The 23,215-nt window shown below is 69.5% G+C and carries 21 protein-coding genes; 14 read left to right on the top strand and 7 right to left on the bottom strand.

What is annotated here, in order from left to right; translation table 11 throughout:
• Positions 1–5 precede the first annotated feature (5 nt).
• The 5 genes from galK to D9V41_RS15460 all read left to right on the top strand — a co-directional run bounded on the left by galK (position 6) and on the right by D9V41_RS15460 (position 4,957).
• Entirely contained in the window at positions 6–1,097 is a 1,092-nt protein-coding gene (galK, locus tag D9V41_RS15480) for a galactokinase (RefSeq protein WP_121795492.1), read from the top strand.
• A gap of 4 nt (positions 1,098–1,101) precedes the next feature.
• Positions 1,102–1,947, top strand: a complete 846-nt coding sequence (locus D9V41_RS15475; protein ID WP_121795491.1) for a prephenate dehydratase — start codon at positions 1,102–1,104, stop codon at positions 1,945–1,947.
• Positions 1,944–3,050: a GNAT family N-acetyltransferase gene (locus D9V41_RS15470; RefSeq protein ID WP_121795490.1), complete on the top strand. Its 1,107-nt coding sequence runs from the start codon at positions 1,944–1,946 to the stop codon at positions 3,048–3,050. The genes D9V41_RS15475 and D9V41_RS15470 overlap by 4 nt, the downstream gene beginning before the upstream one ends.
• A 45-nt stretch (positions 3,051–3,095) precedes the next feature.
• The gene (locus D9V41_RS15465; RefSeq protein WP_341770333.1) at positions 3,096–4,583 is read left to right on the top strand and encodes a DHA2 family efflux MFS transporter permease subunit; all 1,488 of its coding nucleotides are present in this window, start codon (positions 3,096–3,098) and stop codon (positions 4,581–4,583) included.
• Positions 4,584–4,741: 158 nt separating this feature from the next.
• Complete coding sequence (locus D9V41_RS15460; RefSeq protein ID WP_133434212.1) at positions 4,742–4,957, top strand: hypothetical protein; 216 nt, start codon at positions 4,742–4,744, stop codon at positions 4,955–4,957.
• 86 nt (positions 4,958–5,043) lie between these two features.
• Here D9V41_RS15460 and D9V41_RS15455 read toward each other — a convergent pair whose 3' ends face one another.
• Positions 5,044–7,260 (bottom strand): NADP-dependent isocitrate dehydrogenase, encoded by a 2,217-nt coding sequence (locus D9V41_RS15455; protein WP_121795487.1) that lies wholly within the window; start codon positions 7,258–7,260, stop codon positions 5,044–5,046.
• 188 nt (positions 7,261–7,448) lie between these two features.
• Between D9V41_RS15455 and D9V41_RS15450 the strand changes: the two genes are divergently transcribed.
• The 5 genes from D9V41_RS15450 to D9V41_RS15430 all read left to right on the top strand — a co-directional run bounded on the left by D9V41_RS15450 (position 7,449) and on the right by D9V41_RS15430 (position 12,190).
• Positions 7,449–8,465, top strand: coding sequence for a sulfate ABC transporter substrate-binding protein (locus D9V41_RS15450; protein WP_243697306.1), 1,017 nt, complete (start codon positions 7,449–7,451; stop codon positions 8,463–8,465).
• Positions 8,462–9,310, top strand: a complete 849-nt coding sequence (cysT, locus tag D9V41_RS15445; protein ID WP_243697305.1) for a sulfate ABC transporter permease subunit CysT — start codon at positions 8,462–8,464, stop codon at positions 9,308–9,310. The genes D9V41_RS15450 and cysT overlap by 4 nt, the downstream gene beginning before the upstream one ends.
• On the top strand, positions 9,303–10,133 hold the full coding sequence (locus tag D9V41_RS15440; RefSeq protein ID WP_121795484.1) for a sulfate ABC transporter permease: 831 nt from the start codon (positions 9,303–9,305) through the stop codon (positions 10,131–10,133). The genes cysT and D9V41_RS15440 overlap by 8 nt, the downstream gene beginning before the upstream one ends.
• Entirely contained in the window at positions 10,133–11,101 is a 969-nt protein-coding gene (locus D9V41_RS15435; RefSeq protein ID WP_121795483.1) for a sulfate/molybdate ABC transporter ATP-binding protein, read from the top strand. Before D9V41_RS15440 ends, D9V41_RS15435 begins: the two co-directional genes overlap by 1 nt.
• A gap of 90 nt (positions 11,102–11,191) precedes the next feature.
• On the top strand, positions 11,192–12,190 hold the full coding sequence (locus D9V41_RS15430; RefSeq protein ID WP_121795482.1) for an esterase/lipase family protein: 999 nt from the start codon (positions 11,192–11,194) through the stop codon (positions 12,188–12,190).
• Here the strand turns inward: D9V41_RS15430 and D9V41_RS15425 are convergent.
• Both D9V41_RS15425 and pcrA read right to left on the bottom strand, forming a co-directional pair.
• The gene (locus D9V41_RS15425; protein ID WP_243697304.1) at positions 12,180–13,400 is read right to left on the bottom strand and encodes an MFS transporter; all 1,221 of its coding nucleotides are present in this window, start codon (positions 13,398–13,400) and stop codon (positions 12,180–12,182) included. The genes D9V41_RS15430 and D9V41_RS15425 overlap by 11 nt on opposite strands.
• A 75-nt stretch (positions 13,401–13,475) precedes the next feature.
• The gene (pcrA, locus tag D9V41_RS15420) at positions 13,476–15,812 is read right to left on the bottom strand and encodes a DNA helicase PcrA (protein WP_121795481.1); all 2,337 of its coding nucleotides are present in this window, start codon (positions 15,810–15,812) and stop codon (positions 13,476–13,478) included.
• A 63-nt stretch (positions 15,813–15,875) separates the two neighbouring features.
• On the opposite strand from pcrA, the gene D9V41_RS15415 reads away from it, so the two are divergent.
• The gene (locus D9V41_RS15415) at positions 15,876–16,226 is read left to right on the top strand and encodes a GntR family transcriptional regulator (protein WP_121795480.1); all 351 of its coding nucleotides are present in this window, start codon (positions 15,876–15,878) and stop codon (positions 16,224–16,226) included.
• Between the two features lie 10 nt (positions 16,227–16,236).
• On the opposite strand, the gene D9V41_RS15410 is transcribed toward D9V41_RS15415, so the two are convergent.
• Positions 16,237–16,878: a LuxR C-terminal-related transcriptional regulator gene (locus tag D9V41_RS15410; protein WP_121795479.1), complete on the bottom strand. Its 642-nt coding sequence runs from the start codon at positions 16,876–16,878 to the stop codon at positions 16,237–16,239.
• Complete coding sequence (locus tag D9V41_RS15405) at positions 16,875–18,116, bottom strand: ATP-binding protein (RefSeq protein WP_121795511.1); 1,242 nt, start codon at positions 18,114–18,116, stop codon at positions 16,875–16,877. The genes D9V41_RS15410 and D9V41_RS15405 overlap by 4 nt, the downstream gene beginning before the upstream one ends.
• Positions 18,117–18,248: 132 nt before the next feature.
• On the opposite strand from D9V41_RS15405, the gene D9V41_RS15400 reads away from it, so the two are divergent.
• Genes D9V41_RS15400 through D9V41_RS15390 form a run of 3 tightly spaced genes read left to right on the top strand, consistent with a single transcriptional unit; the run spans position 18,249 to position 19,893 of the window.
• A complete protein-coding gene (locus D9V41_RS15400) occupies positions 18,249–19,511 on the top strand; it encodes a PspC domain-containing protein (protein WP_166376069.1) in 1,263 nt (420 codons plus the stop codon).
• Entirely contained in the window at positions 19,508–19,693 is a 186-nt protein-coding gene (locus D9V41_RS15395; RefSeq protein ID WP_121795477.1) for a hypothetical protein, read from the top strand. The genes D9V41_RS15400 and D9V41_RS15395 overlap by 4 nt, the downstream gene beginning before the upstream one ends.
• On the top strand, positions 19,690–19,893 hold the full coding sequence (locus D9V41_RS15390; RefSeq protein ID WP_121795476.1) for a PspC domain-containing protein: 204 nt from the start codon (positions 19,690–19,692) through the stop codon (positions 19,891–19,893). The genes D9V41_RS15395 and D9V41_RS15390 overlap by 4 nt, the downstream gene beginning before the upstream one ends.
• Here D9V41_RS15390 and D9V41_RS15385 read toward each other — a convergent pair.
• Both D9V41_RS15385 and guaA read right to left on the bottom strand, forming a co-directional pair.
• Entirely contained in the window at positions 19,887–21,365 is a 1,479-nt protein-coding gene (locus D9V41_RS15385; protein WP_121795475.1) for a gamma-glutamyltransferase, read from the bottom strand. The two genes, D9V41_RS15390 and D9V41_RS15385, sit on opposite strands and share 7 nt — an antisense overlap.
• Positions 21,362–22,927 (bottom strand): glutamine-hydrolyzing GMP synthase, encoded by a 1,566-nt coding sequence (guaA, locus tag D9V41_RS15380; RefSeq protein ID WP_121795474.1) that lies wholly within the window; start codon positions 22,925–22,927, stop codon positions 21,362–21,364. Before guaA ends, D9V41_RS15385 begins: the two co-directional genes overlap by 4 nt.
• Between the last annotated feature and the right edge of the window lie 288 nt (positions 22,928–23,215).

The raw sequence follows: 23,215 nt of genomic DNA, 5'->3' as shown, positions 1-23,215 counted from the left end.
GGAGGGTGAACGAGGTACGCGAGTGGACGGTCCCGGGTCGGGTCAACCTCATCGGGGAGCATCTGGACTACAACGGGGGCGCGGTGCTGCCGATCGCGATCGACCGGGCGGTCACCATCAAGATCCGCGCCCGCGACGACGGTGCGGTGAACGTCTGGAGCGGCGGGCGGCGCGCCTCGTTCAGCGCCGACGTCGCCCCCGGCGATGTGACGGACTGGTCGGCCTACGTGGCCGCGGCCGTGTGGGCGAGCCGCGACGCCGACATCGCGGTGCCCGGTGCCGACATCGTCATCGAGTCGACCCTTCCCACTGGTGCCGGTCTCTCGTCGTCAGCAGCACTGACCTGCGGCATTGCCGCCGCGTTCGACGAACTCGCTGGAACCGGCCTCTCGCGGGTCGACCTGGCTCGGATCGGTCAGCGGGCCGAATCCGACTTCGTCGGCGCTCCCGTGGGGCTCATGGATCAACTCGCGGTGCTGTGCTCCGAGCCGGAACACGCGCTGCACATCGACTTCGCGACGGACGTTCCGGCGCTCACCCCGGTGCCGGCGACGTGGGCGGAAGCCGGGCTGGCCGTGGCCGTCATCGACACGCACGCCCACCACGAACTCGCCTCCGGCGAGTACGGCGCCCGCCGAGACGAGTGCACCCGCGCGGCGGAGCAGCTCGGACTCTCGCTGCTCGCGCAGGCCCAGGTCGACGCGGTACTGAAGCTCGAGGACGAGCTGCTCAAGCGCCGCACGCGCCACGTCGTCACCGAGAGCGCCCGCGTCCGTGGGGCGGTCAAGGCGCTGAACGCCGGCGAGTGGACACAGTTCGGCACGATGCTGACCGCCTCGCACGAGTCGCTGCGCGAGGACTTCCAGGTCAGCAGCCCGGAGCTGGACGTCGCGGTGGAGACGGCGCTGGAAGCAGGCGCGCTCGGTGCCCGGATGACCGGCGGCGGATTCGGCGGCAGTGCGATCGCGCTCTTGCCCGCCGAGTCGGTCGACGACCTACGCTCGCGCGCCGCCGCCCGATTCGCCGCTCTGGACTGGCCGGCCCCGGACGTCTTCGTCGTCACCCCCACGGCCGGCGCGCACCGCGTGAGACGCTAGGACCGTGAGCACGGTACGCATCGCCTATCAGGGTGAGCCGGGCGCGAACTCGCACCTGGTCATCAAGCAGAACTATCCCGATGCCGAAGCCATCGCCTGCGCCTCCTTCGAGGACGCCTTCGCGCTGGTGGAGGCCGACGGCGCCGAGCTCGCGATGATCCCGATCGACAACTCGCTCGCCGGGCGCGTCGCGGACATCCACCATTTCCTGCCCACGACGAACCTCCACATCGTCGCCGAGCACTTCCTGCGCATCCAGTTCGCGCTGATGGCCACCCCGGGGACCACGCTGGACTCCATCAAGACGGTGCACAGCCACGTTCATGCCCTGGGACAGTGCCGCAAGATCATTCGGATGCACGGTTGGACGCCGGTCATCGCCGGGGACACCGCCGGCGCTGCGCGGGAGATCCACGAGGCGGGTGACGTCACGCAGGCGGCCATCGCCCCGCCGCTGGCCGCCGAGATCTACGGCCTGCAGATCCTCGCGCACGACGTCGAGGACGAGGCGCACAACACCACGCGCTTCATCGTGCTGTCGCCGGAGCCGAGGCGCGCACCCGCTGACGGCGGCCCGGTCGTCACGACCTTCATGTTCAACGTCCGCAACCTTCCGGCGGCCCTGTACAAGGCTCTCGGTGGATTCGCGACGAACGGCATCAACATGACCAAGCTCGAGAGCTACATGGTCGGCGGCGAGTTCACGGCGACCCAGTTCCTCGCCGAGGTCGAAGGACATCCCGAGGACCCGGCGCTGGACCGCGCCCTCGAGGAGCTCAGCTTCTACACCACCGAGGTCAAGCTCATGGGCGTCTACCCGGCCGACCCGTTCCGCGCCTCGTCCTCGTGACCGCGCTGCTGTTCCCGTTCAACGTCCCGGTCCTCAGCGACGGCGTCGTGACGCTGCGCGCCCACACACCCGACGACGTCGATCCGATGTGCCAGATGGCGAACGACCCCGACATGCGGCGCTGGACCGCGATCCCGGTCCCCAACACGCGGGAGGACAGCGCCCGCTTCGCGCTCGAGGTCATTCCCGAGGGCTGGAACACCGGCAAGGGGATGTTCTGGGCGATCGAGGCCGAAGGTCGCTACGCCGGCAATGTCGACGTGCGCGGCGAGGGGCCGATCACCGACATCGGCTTCGCGCTGCACCCGTGGGCCCGCGGCCGCGGGTACATGCGGCGCGCGGTCGACCTGGCCGTCGAGCATGCGTTCACCGAGGGCGGCAAGGAGGTCGTCCACTGGAAGGCGCACGTCGGCAACGAGGCGTCTCTGCGGGTCGCCCACGCCTGCGGCTTCACCCTGCACGGCACCCAACCAGCGCTCCTGCACGAGCGCGGCCGCATCCTCGACGCGTGGACCGGCTCGCGGCGCTTCGGCGACCCGCCGGTCCCTCGCACACCCTGGACGTCGGCGGAACTGGACGCCGGTCCCGTACGGCTGCGCCCGTACCGCGAGAGCGATGCGGAACGGCTGACGGAGGCGTTCGCCGACCCGCTGCTGCGGCACTGGCTCGACGGCATCGCGAACCCGTACACGCTGGCGAACGCTCGCGCGACGATCGCCCATGCGATCTGGAAGGCGGCCACCGGTCAGTCCTGCGTCTGGGTGGTCGCCGACCCGAACAGCGACGAACTGCTCGGCAACGTCTCGATCATGGACCTGCGGGGCAATCCCTGGAACGACGCGGGCGAGCTCGGCTACTGGCTGCACCCCTCCGCCCGCGGGCGCGGCCTCATGACCGTCGCGGTGCGCGCTGCGGTCGAGTACGCACTCGACGCCGCCGGTCTCGATCGCCGCCGGCTCAGCTGTTACGCCGCCGCCGGGAACACCGCGAGCCGCCGCGTTGCGGAGGCGGCGGGGTTCACCGAGTTCGGCGTCCAACGAGCCGCCGAACGCCTCGGCGACGGCAGCTACGACGACCTCGTCGGGTACGAGCTGCTGCGCTAGGCCGCTCCGCGCGCACTGTCCGAACTCAGTGGCACACTGGCGAGAGTGACTGCCTCCTCGCCCTCGGACACGACGTCCGTCGCCCCGGCGAGCCCCTGGCCTGCCCTGTGGGCGATGGTCATCGGCTTCTTCATGATCCTGGTCGACTCGACCATCGTCTCGGTCGCCACCCCGGCGATCCGCGACGCGCTCGACACGGACTACAACACCGTCATCTGGGTCACCAGTGCCTACCTGCTCGCCTACGCGGTGCCGCTGTTGATCACCGGCCGGCTGGGCGACCGGCTCGGACCGAAGCGGGTGTACCTCACCGGCCTCACGATCTTCACGTTCGCCTCGCTGTGGTGTGCGCTCACCACCACGGTCGAGATGCTAATCGTGGCCCGCATCTTCCAAGGCTTCGGCGCGTCCCTCATGACGCCGCAGACGATGTCGGTCATCACCCGTACGTTCCCCCCGCAGAGCCGCGGACGTGCCATGGCACTGTGGGGTGCCACCGCGGGCGTCGCGACGCTCGTCGGACCGGTGCTCGGCGGCGTGCTCGTCGATGTGGCCGGGTGGGAGTGGATCTTCTTCGTCAACGTGCCCGTGGGCATGATCGGCTTCGTCCTGGCCTGGCGGCTCGTGCCGCAACTGGAGACGCACACGCACACCTTCGACTGGCTCGGCGTGGGCCTGAGCGCGGTCGCGATGTTCCTCATCGTGTTCGGCATCCAGGAGGGTGAGCGCTACGACTGGGGCACCATCAGCGGCGTCATCTCCGTGCCGCTGCTGATCGGGGCCGGGCTCGTCGTCGGCGCGGTGTTCCTGTGGTGGCAGTCGCGCATCCGGCGCGAGCCGCTCGTACCGCTACGCCTGTTTCGCGACCGCAACTACTCGGTGTCCAACGCGGCGATCTCCACGGTGTCCTTCTCGGTCACGGCGATGTCGTTCCCGTTCATGTTGTGGGCGCAGTCGGTCCGCGGGTGGTCGCCCACCGAGTCCGGAATGCTGCTCATTCCGATGGCGGTCGTGACGGGTGTGATGGCGCCGGTCGTCGGGCGCTTCACCGACCGGGTGGCTCCGCGGTTCCTGACGTCGATCGGATTCGGTGCCTCGTCCGCCGGTCTCGTGTTGATGAGCCGGTCCCTCACCCCCGACAGCCCGGTGTGGGTCCTGCTGGTCGTCATGGCGCTCATCGGCTTCGGCAACGCGTTCCTGTGGGCGCCCCTGGCCGCCACCGCGACCCGCAACCTGCCGATGTCGTCGGCGGGGGCCGGATCCGGGGTCTACAACGCGACCCGTCAGGTGGGTGCGGTGCTCGGCAGCGCCGCCATCGCGGCCGCCATCGAGAGCAGGCTCGCGACGCACCTCCCGCAGGCCGCGGGCGCCGGCTCCGAAGGTGCCGGCGCGGCCACACTCCCACCGGAGGCGTACGAGCCCTTCTCGACCGCGATGTCCGAAGCCGTCCTCGTCCCCGCCGCCGCCTTCCTCGTCGGCCTCCTCGTGGTTCAGCTCTTCACCCGCCCACCCGCGTCTAGCCGTTCTGACTGAGACGTGGTCGGGTCGGCGAAGGGACGTCCCGTTGCAGGGCCAGCATGCTGGACAGGTGCCAGCACGTGACAGCGTGGAGACATGAGCAACAGGATCACACGAGGGAGCGATGTCGAGTGAAGCAGTTCTCGCTGAACCATGAAGGCGCAAGTTTGCTCGTGGAGTTCGACCACGGGACAGTGTTCTGGTACCGAGCCCGGCTCATTGTCAACGACGAGGTGGTCGACGAGAACAGCGTCTTCTGGGGCACCACGAGGTTACGAGCACCGCGCCCTGGCTCCTTCGTCGTCGACGCCACGGCGGGGTTCCTGGGACCCAAGAAGGTTGTTCTTCGTGACGGCGCGCGAACGATCCCCTTCGCCAAGGACAAGTGACCGGCCTGAGCGCAGTCGTGGTCGGTTTCGTGTCAGGCGAGCACGCTCAGCTGACACGAAACCGACCACATCTCGGGCCGGAGGGCCTAGAGGGAGGCGAGGGCCTCGTTGAGGGTGGGGCTGGGCCGCATCACGGCGGTCGCCTTCTCCACCTCGGGCTGGTAGTAGCCGCCGAGGTCGACGGGCTCGCCCTGCACGCCGAGCAGCTCGGCGTTGATCTGGTCCTCCTTCTCGCGCAGCGAGGCGGCGAACTGGCCGAAGGCCTCGGCGAGTTCGGCGTCGTCGGTCTGCTTCGCGAGTTCCTCGGCCCAGTAGAGCGCGAGATAGAAGTGGCTGCCTCGGTTGTCGATCTCGCCGACCTTGCGGCTGGGCGACTTGTTCTCATCGAGGAACGTGCCGGTCGCCCGGTCGAGGGTGTCGGCCAGGACCTGCGCCCGCGCATTACCCGTCGACTGCGCGAGGTGCTCGAAGCTCGACGCGAGGGCGAGGAACTCACCGAGGCTGTCCCAGCGCAGGTGGTTCTCCTTGACGAGCTGCTGCACGTGCTTTGGCGCGGAGCCACCGGCACCGGTCTCGAACAGGCCGCCGCCGGCGATCAGCGGAACGATCGACAGCATCTTGGCGCTCGTACCGAGCTCGAGGATCGGGAACAGGTCGGTCAGGTAGTCACGCAGGACGTTGCCGGTGACCGAGATGGTGTTCTCGCCCTTGCGGAGGCGGTCCAGCGAGAACTGCGTGGCCTCGGCCGGGCTCATGATCTCGATCTGCAGGCCCTCGGTGTCGTGTTCGGGCAGGTACTGCTTGACCTTGGCGATGAGGTTGGCGTCGTGGGCGCGCGACTCGTCGAGCCAGAACACCGCCGGATCGCCGGTCGCGCGAGCGCGGGAGACGGTGAGCTTGACCCAGTCGCGGATCGGGACGTCCTTGGTCTGGCAGGCGCGCCAGATGTCGCCCTCCTTGACGCTGTGCTCCATCAGCGCGTCACCGGCGGAGTTGACGACGCGCACGGTGCCATCGGCCGGGATCTCGAAGGTCTTGTCGTGGCTGCCGTACTCCTCGGCCTTCTGCGCCATGAGGCCCACGTTGGGCACCGTGCCCATGGTGGCCGGATCGAAGGCGCCGTTGGCACGGCAGTCGTCGATGACGGTCTGGTACACCGAGGCGTACGAGCTGTCGGGGATCGTGGCGATCGTGTCGTGCTCCTCGCCGTCCGGGCCCCACATGTGGCCGGAGGTGCGGATCATCGCGGGCATCGAGGCGTCGACGATGACGTCGCTCGGCACGTGCAGGTTGGTGATGCCGCGGTCGGAGTCGACCATCGCGAGCTCGGGTCCGTCGCTGAGGGCGGCGTCGATGGCGGCCTTGATCTCGTCGCCGTTGGGAAGCGCGTCGAGACCCGAGAGGATCGCGCCGAGGCCGTCGTTGGGGCTCAGGCCGGCTGCGGCGAGCTGGTCGCCGTACTGGGCGAAGACGGGCTCGAGGAACGTCTTGACGACGTGGCCGAAGATGATCGGGTCGGAGACCTTCATCATCGTGGCCTTGAGGTGGACGCTGAACAGCACACCCTCGTCCTTCGCCCGCGCGATCGCGTCACGGAGGAAGGCGCGGAGCGCGGCCACGTCCAGGTAGGTGGCGTCGACGACCTCGCCGGCCAGCACGGGAACCGACTCGCGCAGGACGGACGTCTGGCCGTCGGAAGTGACGAGTTCGATGCGCAGCGTGTCGTCGTTCTCGATGACGACGGACTGCTCGTTGGACTTGAAGTCGCGGTCGGCCATCGTGGCGACGTTGGTCTTGGAGTCCGCGCTCCAGGCGCCCATCGAGTGGGGGTGCTTGCGCGCGTAGTTCTTGACCGAGGCCGGCGCACGGCGGTCGGAGTTCCCCTCGCGCAGGACGGGGTTGACCGCGCTGCCCTTGACCTTGTCGTACCGGGCGCGGACGTCGCGCTCGTCGTCGGTCTTCGGCTCGTCCGGGTAGTTCGGCAGCTCGTAACCCTGCGCCTGCAGCTCGGTGATGGCCGCCTTCAGCTGCGGGATGGAGGCCGAGATGTTCGGCAGCTTGATGATGTTGGCCTCGGGACGCTTGGCCAGCTCACCGAGCTCGGCGAGCGCGTCATCGACGCGCTGTTCGGCCGGGAGCCGGTCCGAGAAGGCGGCGATGATACGGCCGGCCAGCGAGATGTCACGGGTCTCGACATCGACTCCCGCCGTGGCCGCGTAGGCCTGAATGACCGGCAGGAAGCTGTGCGTCGCCAGGGCCGGCGCCTCGTCCGTGTGCGTGTAGATGATCGTCGATTCGCTCACGACGCCCAACCTACCGCGCCTCCCGCGGACCTGACGCGCTGCCGTCGGGGATACCACGCGTCATACCGCTCGGACCGCTGCGTCCGGTCTGTGGAACGTCGTCTCAAAGCCGGCCGCCGACCGTACGTTGGTCGCGTTCCACCGGACCGAAAGGCAGATCCGTGACCCGAAGGACTCCACGCCGCCCTGTGACGGCAGCACTCGCCCTGGCCGCCGCGCTCTCGGCGACGGCCGCCTGTGCACCGTCCGGAGCGGGGAGCGGTGGCGACGGCCCCTCGCTCTCGCTCGTGGGTTTTGCGGTCCCCAAAGCCGGCAACAACGCGGTTCAGCAGGCGTTCGCCGGGACCGAGGAGGGCGCGGGGGTGACGTGGCGGGAGTCGTACGGGGCCTCGGGCGACCAGAGCCGCGCCGTGGTCTCCGGCCTCGACGCCGACTACGTCCACTTCTCGGTGACACCGGACGTGACGCGTCTGGTCGATGCCGGACTCATCGACCAGACGTGGGACGACGGACCCAACAAAGGCGTCGTGACCGACTCCGTCGTCGTGCTCGTGGTGCGCGAGGGCAACCCGAAGGACATCCGCGGCTGGGACGACCTCGCTCGGCACGACGTCGGAGTCGTGACGCCCAACCCGGGCTCCTCCGGCGCGGCGCGCTGGAACATCCTCGGCGCCTGGCAGCACGTCATCGCCCAGGGGGGCAGCGAGGCTGAGGCCGAAGAGTTCCTCGCCTCGGTCCTGGCGAACGTCGAAGCGTTCCCGGGCAGCGGCCGCGACGCCACCCAGGCGTTCCAGAGCGGGACCGGTGACGTGCTCATCTCCTACGAGAACGAGGCGATCCTGGCCCGCCAGAGCGGCGAGCCGATCGAGTACGTCGTCCCGAGCGACACACTGCTCATCGAGAACCCCGCCGCGGTGCTGAAGGACGCCGACCCGGCCGCGCAGGCGTTCTTGGACTTCGTCCTCTCCCCGCAAGGCCAGGCGGCGTACGTCGAGAAGGGGTTCCGTCCGCTGCGCACGGTCGACGGCGTCAAACTCACCGAGGTCGACGGAGCGATGGACCCGGCGCATCCCTTCCCCGAGGTCGAGACGCTTTCCACGATCGACGACGATCTCGGGGGATGGGACGCCGTAAACCGCAAGTTCTTCGACGAGACCGACGGCATCATCACCCGATTGCAGGCCGCCGCGGGACTCCAGTCGTGAACCCCGTCCTGACCGAACCCACGGGGACGACACGCCGGCGCCGACCCCGCCAGAAGGCCTCGACGCTCAGCCGACCGGCGGCGATCGGCCTCGGCGTCGGTGTCACGTGGTTCAGCATCCTGGTGCTGATACCGCTCGCTCTCATCTCCTTCCAGGCCGCGGGCGGCGGCTGGGGCGTGTTCCTCGAGACGCTCGGCAACGCGCAGACGGCTTCGGCCATCGGGCTGACCGTGCGACAAGCGCTGCTCGTGACCCTCGTCAACGTCGTCATGGGCACCCTGATCGCCTGGGTGCTCGTCCGCGACCGGTTCTGGGGCAAGCGCGCCCTGGAGATCATCATCGACATTCCCTTCGCGCTGCCGACGATCGTCGCGGGCCTGGTGCTGCTGAGCCTCTACGGACCCGAGAGCCCGCTGGGCGTCAACGTTGCCAACACGTCGCACTCGGTGTTCCTCGCGCTGTTGTTCGTCACCCTGCCGTTCGTCGTCCGGGCGGTGGAGCCGGTCCTCATGGAACTCGAGCCCGAAGTCGAGGAGGCCGCGGCGTCGCTCGGCGCGAGCACGTTCACCACCTGGCGCCGCATCATCCTGCCGAGCCTCGCACCCTCGATCGCCTCCGGCGCGACGCTCTCCTTCGCCCGCGGCATCAGCGAGTACGGCTCGCTCGTGCTGTTGTCGGGCAATCTGCCGTTCGAGTCCGAAGTGGCCTCGGTGCGGATCTTCTCCTACATCGAGAACGACAATCCGGCGGCCGCGTCCGCGGTGGCGGTCATCCTGCTCACGGTCGCGCTGGCCGCGATCGTCACGTTGAACCTCATCTCGCAAAGAGTCACGCGTCATGGCTAGCCACCCCACGGCGCGGGGCCAGCGCCCGACCCCCGCGACCCACGCCCGGCGGGCCCTCGTCCTCGGCTACCTGTTCTTCCTCGTCGTCTGGCCGGTTTCGCTCGTCGTCACGCGAACGTTCGGCGACGGCAATCACCTCGCCGCTGCGTTGCAGGACCCGGCCGTGGTGTTCGCCGTGCAGATGACCGTGGTGGTCGCCTTCTGGGCCGTCGTGATCAACACCGTGTTCGGCGTCGGCATGTCGCTGCTCATCGTGCGCTACGACTTCTGGGGCAAGAGCGTGCTCAACACGCTGCTGGACCTGCCGCTGTCGGTCTCACCGGTCGTCATCGGCCTCGCGCTCCTGCTCGCCTACGGACCGCGCGACGGGTACTTCGCACCCGTGCTCGACGCGATCGATCTTCAGGTCATCTTCTCGGTCCCCGGGATCATCATGGCGACGGCGTTCGTGAGCCTGCCGCTCGTGATCCGCGAGGTCGTGCCGGTCCTGCAGGAGATCGGCACCGAACAGGAGCAAGCTGCGCGGTCCTTGGGCGCTGGCGGCTGGCAGACCTTCCGCCGCATCACCCTGCCCTCGATCCGCTGGGCGCTCGTATACGGCGTCGTGCTGAGCCTCGCGCGCTCGCTCGGCGAGTTCGGCGCCGTGAAGATCGTCTCGGGCAACATCAGCCAGCAGACCCAGACCGCGACCCTCGTCGTGGAGGAGAAGTACCTGGAGTTCGAGCGGGGAGCTGCATACGCCACGAGCTTCCTGCTGACCCTCATCGCCGTGGCGGCGCTCGTCATCGTCACCGTGCTGCGGCCCAAGGAGGAGAGAGTCTGATGGGTATCGAGATCGTCGGCGTCAACAAGTCGTTCGGTGACTTCGTCGCGCTCAGCGACATCGACCTCAGCATCCCCGGCGGCGGACTCACCGCGCTGCTGGGGCCCAGCGGTGGGGGCAAGTCGACGTTGCTGCGGATCATCGCCGGGCTCGAGACGGCCGACAGCGGCACGATCGAGATCGAGGGGCGGGACACGACGAACGTGCCCGCCCAGCGCCGCAACGTGGGCTTCGTGTTCCAGCACTATGCGGCGTTCAAGCACATGACCGTGGCCAAGAACGTGGCGTTCGGCCTCGAGATCCGAAAGCGCCCCAAGGCCGAGATCGCGCGCCGCGTCGCCGAACTACTCGAACTCGTCCATCTCGAGCAGTTCGCGCATCGGCTCCCCGCCCAACTCTCCGGTGGTCAGCGCCAGCGCATGGCCCTCGCCCGGGCCCTGGCGATCGAACCGAGTGTCCTGTTGCTCGACGAGCCGTTCGGTGCACTCGACGCCAAGGTCCGCAAGGAACTGCGCGACTGGCTGCGCCGGCTCCACGACGGCGTGCACGTGACGACCGTCTTCGTGACCCACGATCAGGAGGAGGCCCTCGAGGTCGCCGACACGATCGTGGTGATCAACGACGGTCGGATCGAGCAGGTCGGCACGCCCGACGACCTCTACGACAAGCCAGCGAGCGACTTCGTGCTGGGCTTCCTCGGGCCGGTGACGACGCTCGGCGATCGGCTCATCCGGCCGCATGACATCGAGATCTCCCGGGTCGAGCAGGCGGCGGTCGTGGACGGCCCGATCACCCGATGGACGCGCGTCGGTTTCGAAATCCGGCTCGAGGTGACGCCGATCGACACCCGGTACGCCCCCGTGCAGGTGAGCGTCACCCGAACCGAAGCGCACGCGCTGGGCCTTCACCCGGGTGACCACGTGTGGCTGCGGCCGGCCGTCGGCGCCCCATCGGTGGTCAGCACCTGAAACGGACGGAGGACTCTCGACAGCGGGTGCAACTCCCCGTTACAGTGGCCCCAGCTCGCTTCGTGAGCTACGTCACATCGGGGAGAAATCATGTCGACACGTCTGTCTGCCGCGGTCGTCGCGGCGTTGTCCGTCCTGCTCACTCTCGTCGCCGCTCCGGCCACTGCGGCGGCCCCGAACCCGGTGCCGCACCCGATCCGCTTCGCGCCGTGGGGCGAGGATTCCTCGTTCCCCGCCGCCTACGCGCGCTCGATCACCGATCCCGACCGCGATCCGCTCGGTGCCAACGACTGGGGCTGCCAGCCCAGCGCCGCCCATCCGCGTCCGGTCGTCCTGGTGCACGGCACCTTCGAGAACGCCTACGCCAACTGGAACGGCCTCGCGCCGATCCTCGCCGACCGCGGCTACTGCGTGTTCGCGCTGAACTACGGCAACTCCACGGGTATCGCCTTCCTCAACGGCACCGGCGACCTCATCGCGAACGCCCACGAGATCGGGCCCTTCGTCGACCGGGTGCTCGCGAGCACCGGCGCCGCTCAGATCGATCTCGTCGGCCACTCGCAGGGCGGAGTGATCTCGCGCTACTACGCCAACCTCATCGCGCCGCAGAAGGTCAACCAGGTGATCGGCCTCGCGCCCTCCAACCACCCGACGACACTCTCGGGCATCACCGAATTCGGCAAACTCGTGCGCTTGTTCGGCGCCGCCATGGCGGTGCTTGAGCTGGTGAACCTGCCGGCCGCCGCTCAGCAGGCCGACCAGAGCCCGGCCCCGCAGGCGCCCTTCTACCAGCAGGTGAACGGTGACGGCGAGACGATTCCGGGCATGTCCTACACGACGATCGTGACCCGGCGGGACCAGGTCGTGACGCCGTGGCAGCGCGGACAGTTGGCGACCGGTCCCGGCGCCGAGGTCGAGAACATCGTCATCCAGGACGTGTGCCGCATCGACCAGTCAGAGCACGTGAGCCTGCCGTTCTCCAAGAACGTCGCGCAGATCGTGCTCAACACGCTGGACCCCGACGACGAGCGCCGTATCCGGTGCTACCCGCAGGCCCCGATCACGGGTAGCACCCAGCTCATCGGCTGAGCTGGCGGCGCTCTGCGGCAACCGCCGCCAGCACGATGACCAACCCGACGGCCGCGAGCGCCGCACCGACGAGGCTCGGTGCCGCGTAGCCGTAGCCGGCGGCGATGACGAGCCCGCCGAGCCAGGCACCGAGGCCGTTGGCCACGTTGAGTGAAGAGTGGTTGAGCGCGGCGCCGAGCATCTGCGCGTCGCCGGCGGCATGCATGAGGCGTAGTTGCAGCCCGATCGCCAGCACGCTGCCGAGCGCTCCGACGAGGAACACGAGCGCGATCATCACCGGTCCCGAGGTCGCCGCGAAATAGAAGACGATGAGGGCGGCGACGCTCACGAGGAAGCCAGCGACGAGCTGGCGCACGTTGTTCCAGTCGGCCAGCACCCCGCCGAGCCACGTCCCCGCCACCGAGCCGACCCCGAAGGCGAACAGCACCCACGGGATGGTCGCGCGGGAGAGTTCGGAGACGTCGGTGACGATGGGAGCGATGTAGCTGTACATCGCGAACACGCCACCGAAGCCGATCATGCCCGCGGCGACCGCGAGCAGCACCTGCGGGCGGCGCAGGGCCGCGAGCTCGCGGCCGATGGTCGCGTCCGGAGTGCCAGGCACCCGAGCGACGAAGGCCCGGATCATGACGGCCGTGGCGATCGCGAGCACCACCACGAGGGCATACGCCGCGCGCCACCCGAGCTGTTGCCCCAACCACGCGCTGAGCGGGACCCCCGCAACGGTGCCGACCGAGAGGCCCATCATCACGCGGCTGACCGCGCGGCCCTTCATCGACGGGGGCACCATCGCCGCGGCGAGCAGCGAGGCGACCCCGAAGTAGGCGCCGTGCGGGAGGCCGGCGATGAAGCGCGAGACCATGACCGGCAGGTAGCCCGAGGCGAGCGCGGTCAGCCCGTTGCCGACGGCGAGTCCGAGGACGAGGACGATCGCGAGCTCCCGCTTGGGCAGCTTGGCGCCAAGGGACACGATGAGCGGTGCTCCCACGACGACCCCGAAGGCGTACGCCGTGATGAGGTGGCCCGTGGTCGGGATGGAGCGATCGATGCTCGCGGCGATGTCGGGCAGCAGACCCATCGTGACGAACTCGGTCGTGCCGATGGCGAACCCGCCGAGGGCGAGCGCGACGATCGCCCACCAGACGTGGGTGGACCGCTGCGGCTCTGTGCGGACAGGAGCAGCCGGCGGTGTCACGGTGGAAGTGGTCACGAGAGTCGACAACGAGCCCCGCCCCGCTTCTGTTCCGGTCACCGTGCGTGAACCCTGTCACCCGAGGGCGATCGCTCAGATCTTCTCGAGGGGCGCGTAGCGCAGGAGGAGCCGCTTGACGCCGGCGGACCCGAAGTCGACGCTCGCCACGGAGTTCTGGCCGGACCCTTCCAACGCGACCACAGTGCCCATGCCGAAGCTGTCGTGCGTGACCCGGTCGCCCGGCTGCAGCGCCACGATGTCGCGGGTGGCCCGACGGGACTTGGCGGCCACGGTCGAGGATCGGAAGGACTCGCGGCGCGCGGTCGCCGACGGTGTGCTGGGCGTCCACTGTGTCGGCGCGGTGCCCATGCGGCGCCAGTCGAGCAGGTGGTCGGGGACCTCGTCGAGGAAGCGCGATGCCGGGTTGTACGACGGCGCTCCCCAGGCCGAGCGCACCGTGGCGCGGGTCAGGTAGAGCCGCTCGCGGGCGCGGGTGATGCCGACATAGGCGAGCCGGCGTTCCTCCTCGAGCTCCTTGGTGTCGCCCATCGACCGCATGTGCGGGAACACGCCGTCCTCCATGCCGGTGAGGAAGACGACCGGGAACTCCAGCCCCTTGGCGGTGTGCAAGGTCATCAGGGTGACGACGCCCTCGCCCTCGTCGGGGATCGCGTCCGCGTCGGCGACCAGCGCCACCTGCTCGAGGAACGCCGCGAGCGACCCCGGGGTGAGATCGCCCTCCTCGACGCCACCCTCGCCGACCTCGTCGTCCTCGGAAAGCGTGGCCGCTCCGGCGACGAACTCGCGGGCGACCGCCACGAGTTCGGCGAGGTTCTCCACGCGGGTCTCGTCCTGCGGGTCGCGGCTCTCCTCCAGAACCGTGAGGTAGCCCGAGCGGGTCAGCGCGGCCTCCAGCACGGCGTCGGCCGGCGCACCGGACGCGGCGAGTTCCATGAGCCCGGCCATGACCTCGGCGAAGCCGGTGATGGCCGAGCGCGAACGGGTGGCCAGCTCGCCGATCTCACCGGCGCGGGTCATGGCCTCCCAGAAACTGACGCCGTTGCGCGAGGCGAACTGTTCGAGCGCGGTCTCGGCTCGGTCGCCGATACCGCGCTTGGGCTCGTTGAGGATGCGCCGCAATGACACGTCGTCGCGAGGGTTGACCAACACACGGATGTACGCGAGCGCATCGCGGATCTCCTTGCGCTCATAGAAGCGCACGCCGCCGACGACCCGGTAGGGCAGACCGACGCGGATGAACACTTCCTCGAAGACTCGCGACTGGGCGTTGGTGCGGTAGAAGACCGCGACGTCCTTGGGCTGCGCCGCGCCGTCGTCGCTGAGCCGGTCGATCTCGTCGGCGACGAACTGGGCCTCGTCGCGCTCGTCGTCGGCGACGTAGCCGACCACGAGCTCGCCGTCACCCTCGGCGGACCACAGCTTCTTGTCCTTGCGACCCTCGTTACGGCTGATCAACGCATTGGCCGCGGACAGGATGGTCTGCGTGGAGCGGTAGTTCTGCTCCAGCAGCACCGTGCGGGCCTGCGGGAAGTCGTTCTCGAACTCCAGGATGTTACGGATGCTGGCGCCGCGGAACGCGTAGATCGACTGGTCGGAGTCGCCCACGACCATGAGGTCGGACTCGGCGTCGCACAGCTCCCGGATGAGCGCGTACTGCGCGTGGTTGGTGTCCTGGTACTCGTCGACGAGCACGTGCCGGAACCGCCGCCGGTACGCCTCCCGCACGTCCGGCCACGCCTGGAGCAGGTGGACCGTGTTCATGATGAGGTCGTCGAAGTCCATCGCGTTGGCCGCTCTGAGCCGCTGCTGATACAGCGCGTAGCACTCGGCGTACGTCTGCTCGGTGGGCGTGGCCGCGCGGCGGGCGGCCTCCTCGTGGTCGACGAGTTCGTTCTTGAGATTGGAGACGTGGTGGAGCACGCCGCGCGGGTTGACCTTCTTGGGATCGAGGTCGAGATCGCGGCACACGAGCGTCATGAGCCGGCGGGCGTCGGCGGCATCGTAGATGGTGAACGACGACGTGTAGCCGAACCGGTTGGCCTCCCGCCGCAGGATGCGCACGCACGCCGAGTGGAAGGTGGACACCCACATCATCCGGGCGCGGCCGCCCACCAGCTCCGCCACGCGCTCGCGCATCTCGGCCGCCGCCTTGTTGGTGAAGGTGATCGCGAGGATGGAGCCGGGATGCGCACCTCGGGCGGCGATGAGCCAGGCGATCCGGCGGGTCAGCACCCGGGTCTTGCCCGAGCCGGCACCCGCCACGACCAGCAGCGGACCGCCGACGTGGCTGACCGCCTCGCGCTGGGCGTCGTTGAGCCCCTCGAGGAGCCGGTCCGAGAGCGGCGCGGACCGCTCTCGACCCGATCGCGACGACGACGGGGACGAGGGCACGGGGAACGGAAGAGACATCTCGTCCAGCCTAGTCTCCTGCGACGACAGGCAGGGTCACCACCGAAGCGACACAATGGAGCCATGGAATGGACGATCGACGCCGACGCATCCGCTCCACCGTTCGAGCAGTTGCGTCAGCAGATCGCTGCGGCCGTCGCCGCCGGCGAGCTGTCACCGGGCGAGCGCCTGCCCACGGTGCGCGCGCTGGCCACCGAGATGGGCCTGGCCGTGAACACCGTCGCTCGTGCGTATCGCGAGCTGGAGGCCATGGGCGTGATCCGCACCGAGGGCCGCCGCGGCTCCTTCGTCTCCGCCCCCGAGGACGACGACCACGCCGATGCCGCGGCCGCCGCGGCCGATTTCGTCAAGACCGCACAGCGACTCGGTCTGCGCCGTAGCGAGGCCGTGCACCTCGTCGAGCGCCACTGGTAGACCCGAACGGTCAGATCAACCGGCGGTCGTTGGCCCAGCGGGTGAGCTCGTGCCGGCTCGACAACTGCAGCTTCCGCAACACGTTCGAGACGTGCGTCTCGACGGTCTTGATCGAGATGAACAACTCCTTGGCCACTTCCTTGTAGGCGTAGCCGCGCGCGATGAGCCGCATGACCTCCCGTTCGCGCTCGGTGAGCCGATCGAGATCCTCATCGACCTGCGCCACGTCGATCGTCCCCGCGAACGCGTCGAGGACGAACCCCGCCAACCGCGGGGAGAACACCGCGTCACCACCCGCCACGCGCTCGATCGCGTCGATGAGCTCGGGCGCGGAGATGTTCTTGGTGACGTAGCCCCGCGCACCTGCCCGGATGACCCCGATGACGTCCTCGGCGGCGTCGCTCACCGAGAGCGCGAGGTACGTGGTTCCCGGCAACTGCCGGATGACCTCGGGCCCTCCCCCGCCGGGCATGTGGACGTCCAGCAGCACCACATCGGGTCGGCGCTCGGCGATCACCCGTACCGCGGAGGGCACGTCCTCGGCCTCGGCGACGATCTCCACCCGTCCGGCACCGAGCCGCTCGAGCTCGGCGCGGACTCCGCTGCGGAACATCGCGTGGTCGTCGACGACCACGACACTCAGCTCGCTCATGCTTCTCGACTCTCTTCCTGGGCCGCCCGCAGCGGCATCGTGAGCACGATCTCGGTGCCCTCCCCGGGCGTGGACCGAATACGGGTGTCGCCGCCGTGCCGCTGCATCCGTTCGACCATGGACCCGCGGATGCCCTGCCGGTCGTCGGGAATCTGGTCGGCGTCGAAGCCCACGCCCCGGTCCCGCACGAAGATCTCCGCGCCGCCGTCCGCCACCTCGACGTACACGTCGATACGGCTCACCTGCGCGTGCTTGGCGGCGTTGACCATCGCCTCGCGCGCGGCGCGCACCAACGCCGCCACGTCCGATGACATGGGGGCGTCGCCCACGGCGACCAACTCGACGGGGATGCGGTGCGCGGTCTCGACGTCGGCAGCCTCGGCGCGGAGCCCCGCCACCAGGGTGGAGCCCGCCGGACTGTCGTCGCCGTAGAGCCAGTCGCGGAGCTCACGCTCCTGGCGCCGTGCGAGCGTCGCGACCGCGGCAGGGTCCTGAGCGTTCTTCTGCAGCAGGGCGAGCGTCTGGAGCACCGAGTCGTGCAAGTGGGCGGCGACGTCGGCTCGCTCCTGCGAGCGAATCCGCTGCCGGCGCTCCTCGCCGAGGTCGTGCCACAGCCCGGAGACCCACGGACCGAGGATGAGCGCGATCCCGATCATCGCCACTGCGACGGCCGCCACGAGGTCGAGCGTCGCGCTCCAGCCGCGCCCTTCGGAGATGACGAACACGGCCGCGAGACTCACGAGCGCGAGCCCGGCCGCGATCCGTCCGATGTGACCGGGGCCGGAGGTCTGCCGCAGCCACGAGTTCCACGCCGCGTCGTCGAGTTGGCGCCACACGAGCGCGATGCCGACGACGCCCACGAGGACGGGCACGAGCAGATGCGACGAGGGTCCACGTCCCACGACCGACAGCAGGGTGAAGACACCGAGTCCGACCGCCCCGATGGCGACCGTCTGCGCGATCTCGCGACGGCCGAGGCGGTTTCTGCCGCGCATACCGGCCCGGGTCGCCGACTCGACGCCGGGGGCGTCATCGGGTGTGGCGAGCGGCAGGAAACGCCACAGCAACAGATAGGCCAGGATGCCGGCGCCGTTGAGCCAGGTGGCCACGATGAAGCCGACCCGCACCCAGAGCACCGGGACCCCGAGATGGTCCGCGAGGCCCGCCGCGACACCGCCGACGACACGGCGGTCGGCCGGCCGGGAGGCTCGGCGGTAGGCGGGGGACGTCGTGGTCACGAGAACGATCGTCACACGCGCGCGTGGACGCACGCCAGCAGGACCCGCCCCCGACGGACCCCGAGGCGGCCGGGGGAAAGCTCAGGGGAACACCCGATGGTTCGCCGGCGGTTCGGCGATGAGGATGGAACCATGAACGATCAGCAGCAGACCACCGGCCAGCCGGGAGGCGACCCCGCCTCCCCGCGTCGGTTTCAGGACTTCGGTTCCGTTCGCCGGCCGCGCGACGATCGGATGATCGCAGGCGTCTCGACCGCGGTCGGCCGATGGTGGAACATCGACCCCGTCATCGTGCGCATCGGCTTCGTCGTGTTGACGTTCATCGGACTGTCCGGCGTGATTCTCTACGCCGCCGCTTGGCTCCTGCTTCCCGAGGAGGGCAAGGACCGCAGCGTCGTCGGCGAGACGTTCGGCCTCGGTGACAACGACGAGCAGGTCCGAACCATCGGGCTCATCGTCGCCGCCGCCCTCGCCGGCGCCGCCGCCCTCGGCGACAGCGCCTGGGGCTTCAACGGTTGGGGCTGGGCGGTCGTCTGGATCACCATCTGGGTCGGCCTGCCCATCGCGTTCGTCTACTGGCTGGTCAAGGGTCGCCACGACGCGCGCGCCCAGGTCCCGCCACCCCCGACGCCCCCTGCCGGTCCCGCCGCGCCAGGGTCCGATCCCACTCCCGCGAAGGAGGACGACACCGTGAGCATCGACCAGACGCTCCCCGTCCGTTACGAACCGCCGGCCGGCCCGCCACCGGGCGAGGGCCCCGGCGAACCGACCGGCGCAGCCCCGCCGCCGCCCCAGGCCCCTCGCCGCGGCTGGTCCCCCGCGTTGTTCCTCGGCACGATCTCCCTCACGTTCATCGCCTGGGGGGCCCTGTGGATCTGGTCCCTCCAGACCGAGCCGGTCGCCGCGTCCGTGTACGTCTTCGTCGGCCTGGTCATCACGGCCCTCGGCCTCCTCGTCGGCAGTGTGGTCGGCGATGCCGGACTGCTCATCCCGGTCGGCCTCGTGCTGACGGTGGCCCTCGCCGTGACGTCCGCACTCCCCTCAGCCCGCGCCGGAGACTACCGCTTCGTCCCGGTGAACGCCGAACAGGCCACCCGCACGCTCGAGACCGGAGCCGGACAGGTGACCTACGACCTCACCCAGATCCGGGATCTGGACGATCTCGCGGGAGAGTCCGTGCGCATCGAGCACGGCGCCGGCGTCGTGCGCGTCATCGTCCCGCGCGAACTCGACGTCGACGTCGACGCGCAGGTCCGCTGGGGCGGCCAGGTCATGGTGTTCGATCGGCGCGACGAAGGCTGGGACGCGCGCATCGCGTTCCCCGCCGACGGCGACGAACCCTTCGACATCCAGATCACGAGCACCGTAGGAGTCATCGAGGTGATCCGTTCATGACCACACACCCCTTCCGCTTCCTGCCGTTCCTCTCCGGAGTGCTTTTCCTGCTGATCGCGGCAGGATGGTTCATGGTGGACAGCGCCCTCTTGACCCAAGACGAACTACGCCTCGCCGGCCCGATCACGCTCATCGTGCTCGGACTCCTCGGTGTGGCGGCGACCTTCAGGAGTAGGAAATGACTGACAAGAAGAAGCTCCAGCGCAGCCGCAGCGACAAGTGGCTCGGCGGCGTCTGCGGCGGCATCGCGGCGTACACGGGCTGGGACGTCAACCTCGTGCGGCTCCTCGTGGTCCTGCTGACGGTGTTCAGCACCGGCACCGCGATCATCGCGTACATCGCCGCCTGGATCCTCCTGCCGGAGGAGACGATCTCCTACTGAGCCGTCACGATCCGCGTCGCGCCTTCGCGACGCGGATCGGCGGCTGCGTGGAGCCGTCCCTCGCGGTCACGCAGGGTCGCCCCCACGCCCCCGAAGTACATCGTCGGCTCGTGCTCGACTTTCAGTTCCTCGTCCGGACAGCCGGCCCGGTGGAGATGAAGGCGCGGATGATCGGTCGCCGCTTGCAGATCGAGCCCCGAGAGGAATCCGGCGATCACCTGGGCGATCGCCGTCGTGATCCGGTCAGCACCCGGTGAGCCGATCGCGAGCGAGGCGCCGTCGCGGTCGTGACCCACGGTCGGAGCCATGTTGGACAGCAATCGCGTCCCTGGCTCGAGACCGTGGAGGCCGCGCGGGTTGAGTTCCGGCTCCCCGAGGCAGTTGTTGAGCCAGATGCCGGTTCCCGCCGCGATCATGCCGGAGCCGTATCCGGACGAGACGGTGATCGCGCACGCGTTGCCGTCGGTGTCGGTGGCCGAGACGTGCGCGGTGGACCCGGATTCCAGGACGGCCAGCCCGTCGCGGTCGATCAGGTCGAGGAACGCCGCGGCGTCGCGGGCGAGATCGTCGCTGTGATCGAAGACCCGCAACCGCTCACCGAGCACCCGGCGCTGCACGGCGACGAGATGACCGCGGTCATCGAGCCCGCGACCGTTCATCAGGCGCAACATCGCCGCGACCACAGCTCCGCCGACTGCCGGTGGCGGATTCGTACCCAAGGTCCACGGCCCCACCTCGACCCGCAACGACGGTCGGACCACGGGCTCGTAGCCAGCGAGGTCGGCGCGACTCAGCAGACCCCCGCGGACGAGCACATCGTCACTGATCGCGCGAGCGAGATCGCCCTCGTACATGGTGCGAGGGCCGGCCTCGGCCACGTGCTCGAGGGTGTCGGCGAGATCGGGAACGACCAGTGAGCCGTCCCGCAGGCCGGTCTCGGGGTCGTGGAGCGCGGTGCGGCTGCCCTCGTCCCACCCGAAGATGCTGTCCCGCACGTACTGGAGGTAGTACCGCGAGGCCGAGCCGAGCACGAAGCCCCCTCGTGCCACGTCGATCGCCGGACCGACGAGTTCGCGCCACGGCACGCTCCCCCAGCGCCGATGCGTCTCCTCGAAGGCCGCGATCGCACCGTGCGTGGCGACGGATCCGGGGCCGACCGTGATCGTGACGCCGCCACCGTACTCGGTCTCGACGTCCCACGTGCCTTGACCTGGCTGAATGCGAGGCTGGTCCGCCGTTCTCCGGCCGGGCATGTCCATCCAGCCGTCGACGGTGACCGGAGCGGAACCGCCCGCCGGCTGCACGGTGGCGAACCCGCCCGAGCTGAGCGACACGATGCCGACCTCGTTGACCATCGTCACGAGGCTCGCGGCGATCGCAGCGTCGACGGCGTTGCCGCCCGCTCCGGCGATCGCGGCGGCGGCATCGGCCGCGGCGGCGTTGGGGGCGGCGACAGCGACCCGGCGGGTCACTCCCACTCGATGGTTCCCGGCGGCTTGCTCGTGACGTCGAGGACGACGCGGTTGACCTCGTCGACCTCGTTGGTGATGCGCGTCGAGATCTGCTCGAGGACGTCGTAAGGCAGACGGCCCCAGTCGGCGGTCATGGCGTCTTCGCTGGTGACGGGCCGGAGCACGATCGGGTGACCGTACGTTCGGCCGTCGCCCTGCACGCCCACGGATCGGACGTCGGCGAGCAGCACGACCGGGAACTGCCAGATCTCGGCGTCGAGACCGGCGGCGGTCGTCTCCTCGCGCACGATCGCGTCGGCAGCACGAAGGATGCGCAGGCGGTCGGCGTCCACGGCGCCGACGATGCGGATCGCGAGGCCCGGACCGGGGAACGGGTGACGGTTGACGATGCCCGCCGGCAGGCCGAGTTGGCGGCCGACCTCGCGGACCTCGTCCTTGAACAGGGTCCGCAGCGGCTCGATCAGGCCGAACTCGAGATCCTCGGGAAGCCCGCCCACGTTGTGGTGACTCTTGATGTTCGCCGCGCCCTCACCGCCGCCGGACTCGACGACGTCGGGGTACAGCGTGCCCTGAACGAGGAAGCGCACCGGTTGACCCTCCGGCGCAGCCTCGACGACCTCCCGCTCGGCCTGCTCGAACACGCGGATGAACTCGCGGCCGATGATCTTGCGCTTCTCCTCCGGATCCGCGACCCCGGCGAGGTGACCGAGGAAGCGCTCCGCGGCGTCCACGACCTTGAGGTCGACGCCGGTGGCGGCGACGAAGTCCTGTTCGACCTGCTCCGCCTCGCCTTCGCGGAGCAGCCCGTGGTCGACGAATACGCAGGTGAGCTGGTCGCCGATGGCACGCTGCACGAGGGCAGCAGCGACGGCGGAGTCGACGCCGCCGGACAGCCCGCAGATGACGCGCGCGTCGCCGACCTCGGCGCGGATCTTCTCGACCTGCTCGTCGACGATGTTGACGCTCGTCCAGGTCTGGCGGCATCCCGCGATGTCGACCAGGAAGCGCTCGAGGATCTGCTGGCCGTGTTCGGAGTGCAGCACCTCGGGGTGCCACTGCACACCGGCGAGGCGGCGGCCGGTGTCTTCGAACGCGGCGACCGTGGCGCGCGGCGACTTGGCGTTGACGCGGAAGCCCTCAGGGGCTGCCACGACCTCGTCGCCATGCGACATCCAGGAGACGAGCTCCTCGGGGAGGCCCTGCAGGAGGGTGCCGCGGTCGAGCACGCTGACGCGCGTGCGGCCGTACTCGCGCTGGCCCGTGCGGGCGACCTGGCCACCGAGCGCCTGGGCCATGGCCATGAACCCGTAGCAGATGCCGAACAAGGGCACGTCGGATTCGACGATCTGCGGGTCGAGCTGCGGGGCGCCCGGCTCGTACACCGATGAGGGGCCGCCGGACAGGATGATCGCCTTCGGCTGCTTGGCGAGCATCTCCTCCAGTGGCATCGTGTGCGGCACGATCTCGGAGTACACGTTCGCCTCACGCACGCGTCGCGCGATCAGCTGGGCGTACTGGGCACCGAAGTCGACGACGAGGACGAGGTCATGGTCGAGGCTCACTGTTCGATTCTAGAGTCGCCGTCCTCCTCCCCCGTTCCCGGACCACCGAGATGTGGGTAGTCGCGAAGCGAGCGAAGCAACGAGCGGGCCCGTAGGTGGTCGAGTTGCGGCGCCCTTCGATACGCCGCTCGTTCCTCGCGGCTACTCAGGAACCGGGACGAGCCGCGATGGAGTTGTGCACTCAGGGCGTACGCTGAGCGACCTCCCTCGACCACCAAGTTGTAGGTGGTCGAGTAGCGGCGAGCTCTGCGAGCCGCGTATCGAGACCATCGCACCTGGCGTGGTCTC

Source organism: Aeromicrobium phragmitis, from assembly GCF_003674095.1.
In the GTDB taxonomy this organism is placed as follows: Bacteria; Actinomycetota; Actinomycetes; order Propionibacteriales; family Nocardioidaceae; genus Aeromicrobium; species Aeromicrobium phragmitis.
This window is presented reverse-complemented; position numbering and strand designations above follow the sequence as displayed.

Bases quoted from the DNA above. Each gene is read 5' to 3' on its own strand.
- D9V41_RS15440 (WP_121795484.1), top strand. From the start codon at position 9,303: ATGGCTAGCCACCCCACGGCGCGGGGCCAGCGCCCGACCCCCGCGACC.
- D9V41_RS15435 (WP_121795483.1), top strand. From the start codon at position 10,133: ATGGGTATCGAGATCGTCGGCGTCAACAAGTCGTTCGGTGACTTCGTC.
- D9V41_RS15430 (WP_121795482.1), top strand. From the start codon at position 11,192: ATGTCGACACGTCTGTCTGCCGCGGTCGTCGCGGCGTTGTCCGTCCTG.
- pcrA (WP_121795481.1), bottom strand. From the start codon at position 15,812: ATGTCTCTTCCGTTCCCCGTGCCCTCGTCCCCGTCGTCGTCGCGATCG.
- D9V41_RS15415 (WP_121795480.1), top strand. From the start codon at position 15,876: ATGGAATGGACGATCGACGCCGACGCATCCGCTCCACCGTTCGAGCAG.
- D9V41_RS15410 (WP_121795479.1), bottom strand. From the start codon at position 16,878: ATGAGCGAGCTGAGTGTCGTGGTCGTCGACGACCACGCGATGTTCCGC.
- D9V41_RS15400 (WP_166376069.1), top strand. From the start codon at position 18,249: ATGAACGATCAGCAGCAGACCACCGGCCAGCCGGGAGGCGACCCCGCC.
- D9V41_RS15395 (WP_121795477.1), top strand. From the start codon at position 19,508: ATGACCACACACCCCTTCCGCTTCCTGCCGTTCCTCTCCGGAGTGCTT.
- D9V41_RS15390 (WP_121795476.1), top strand. From the start codon at position 19,690: ATGACTGACAAGAAGAAGCTCCAGCGCAGCCGCAGCGACAAGTGGCTC.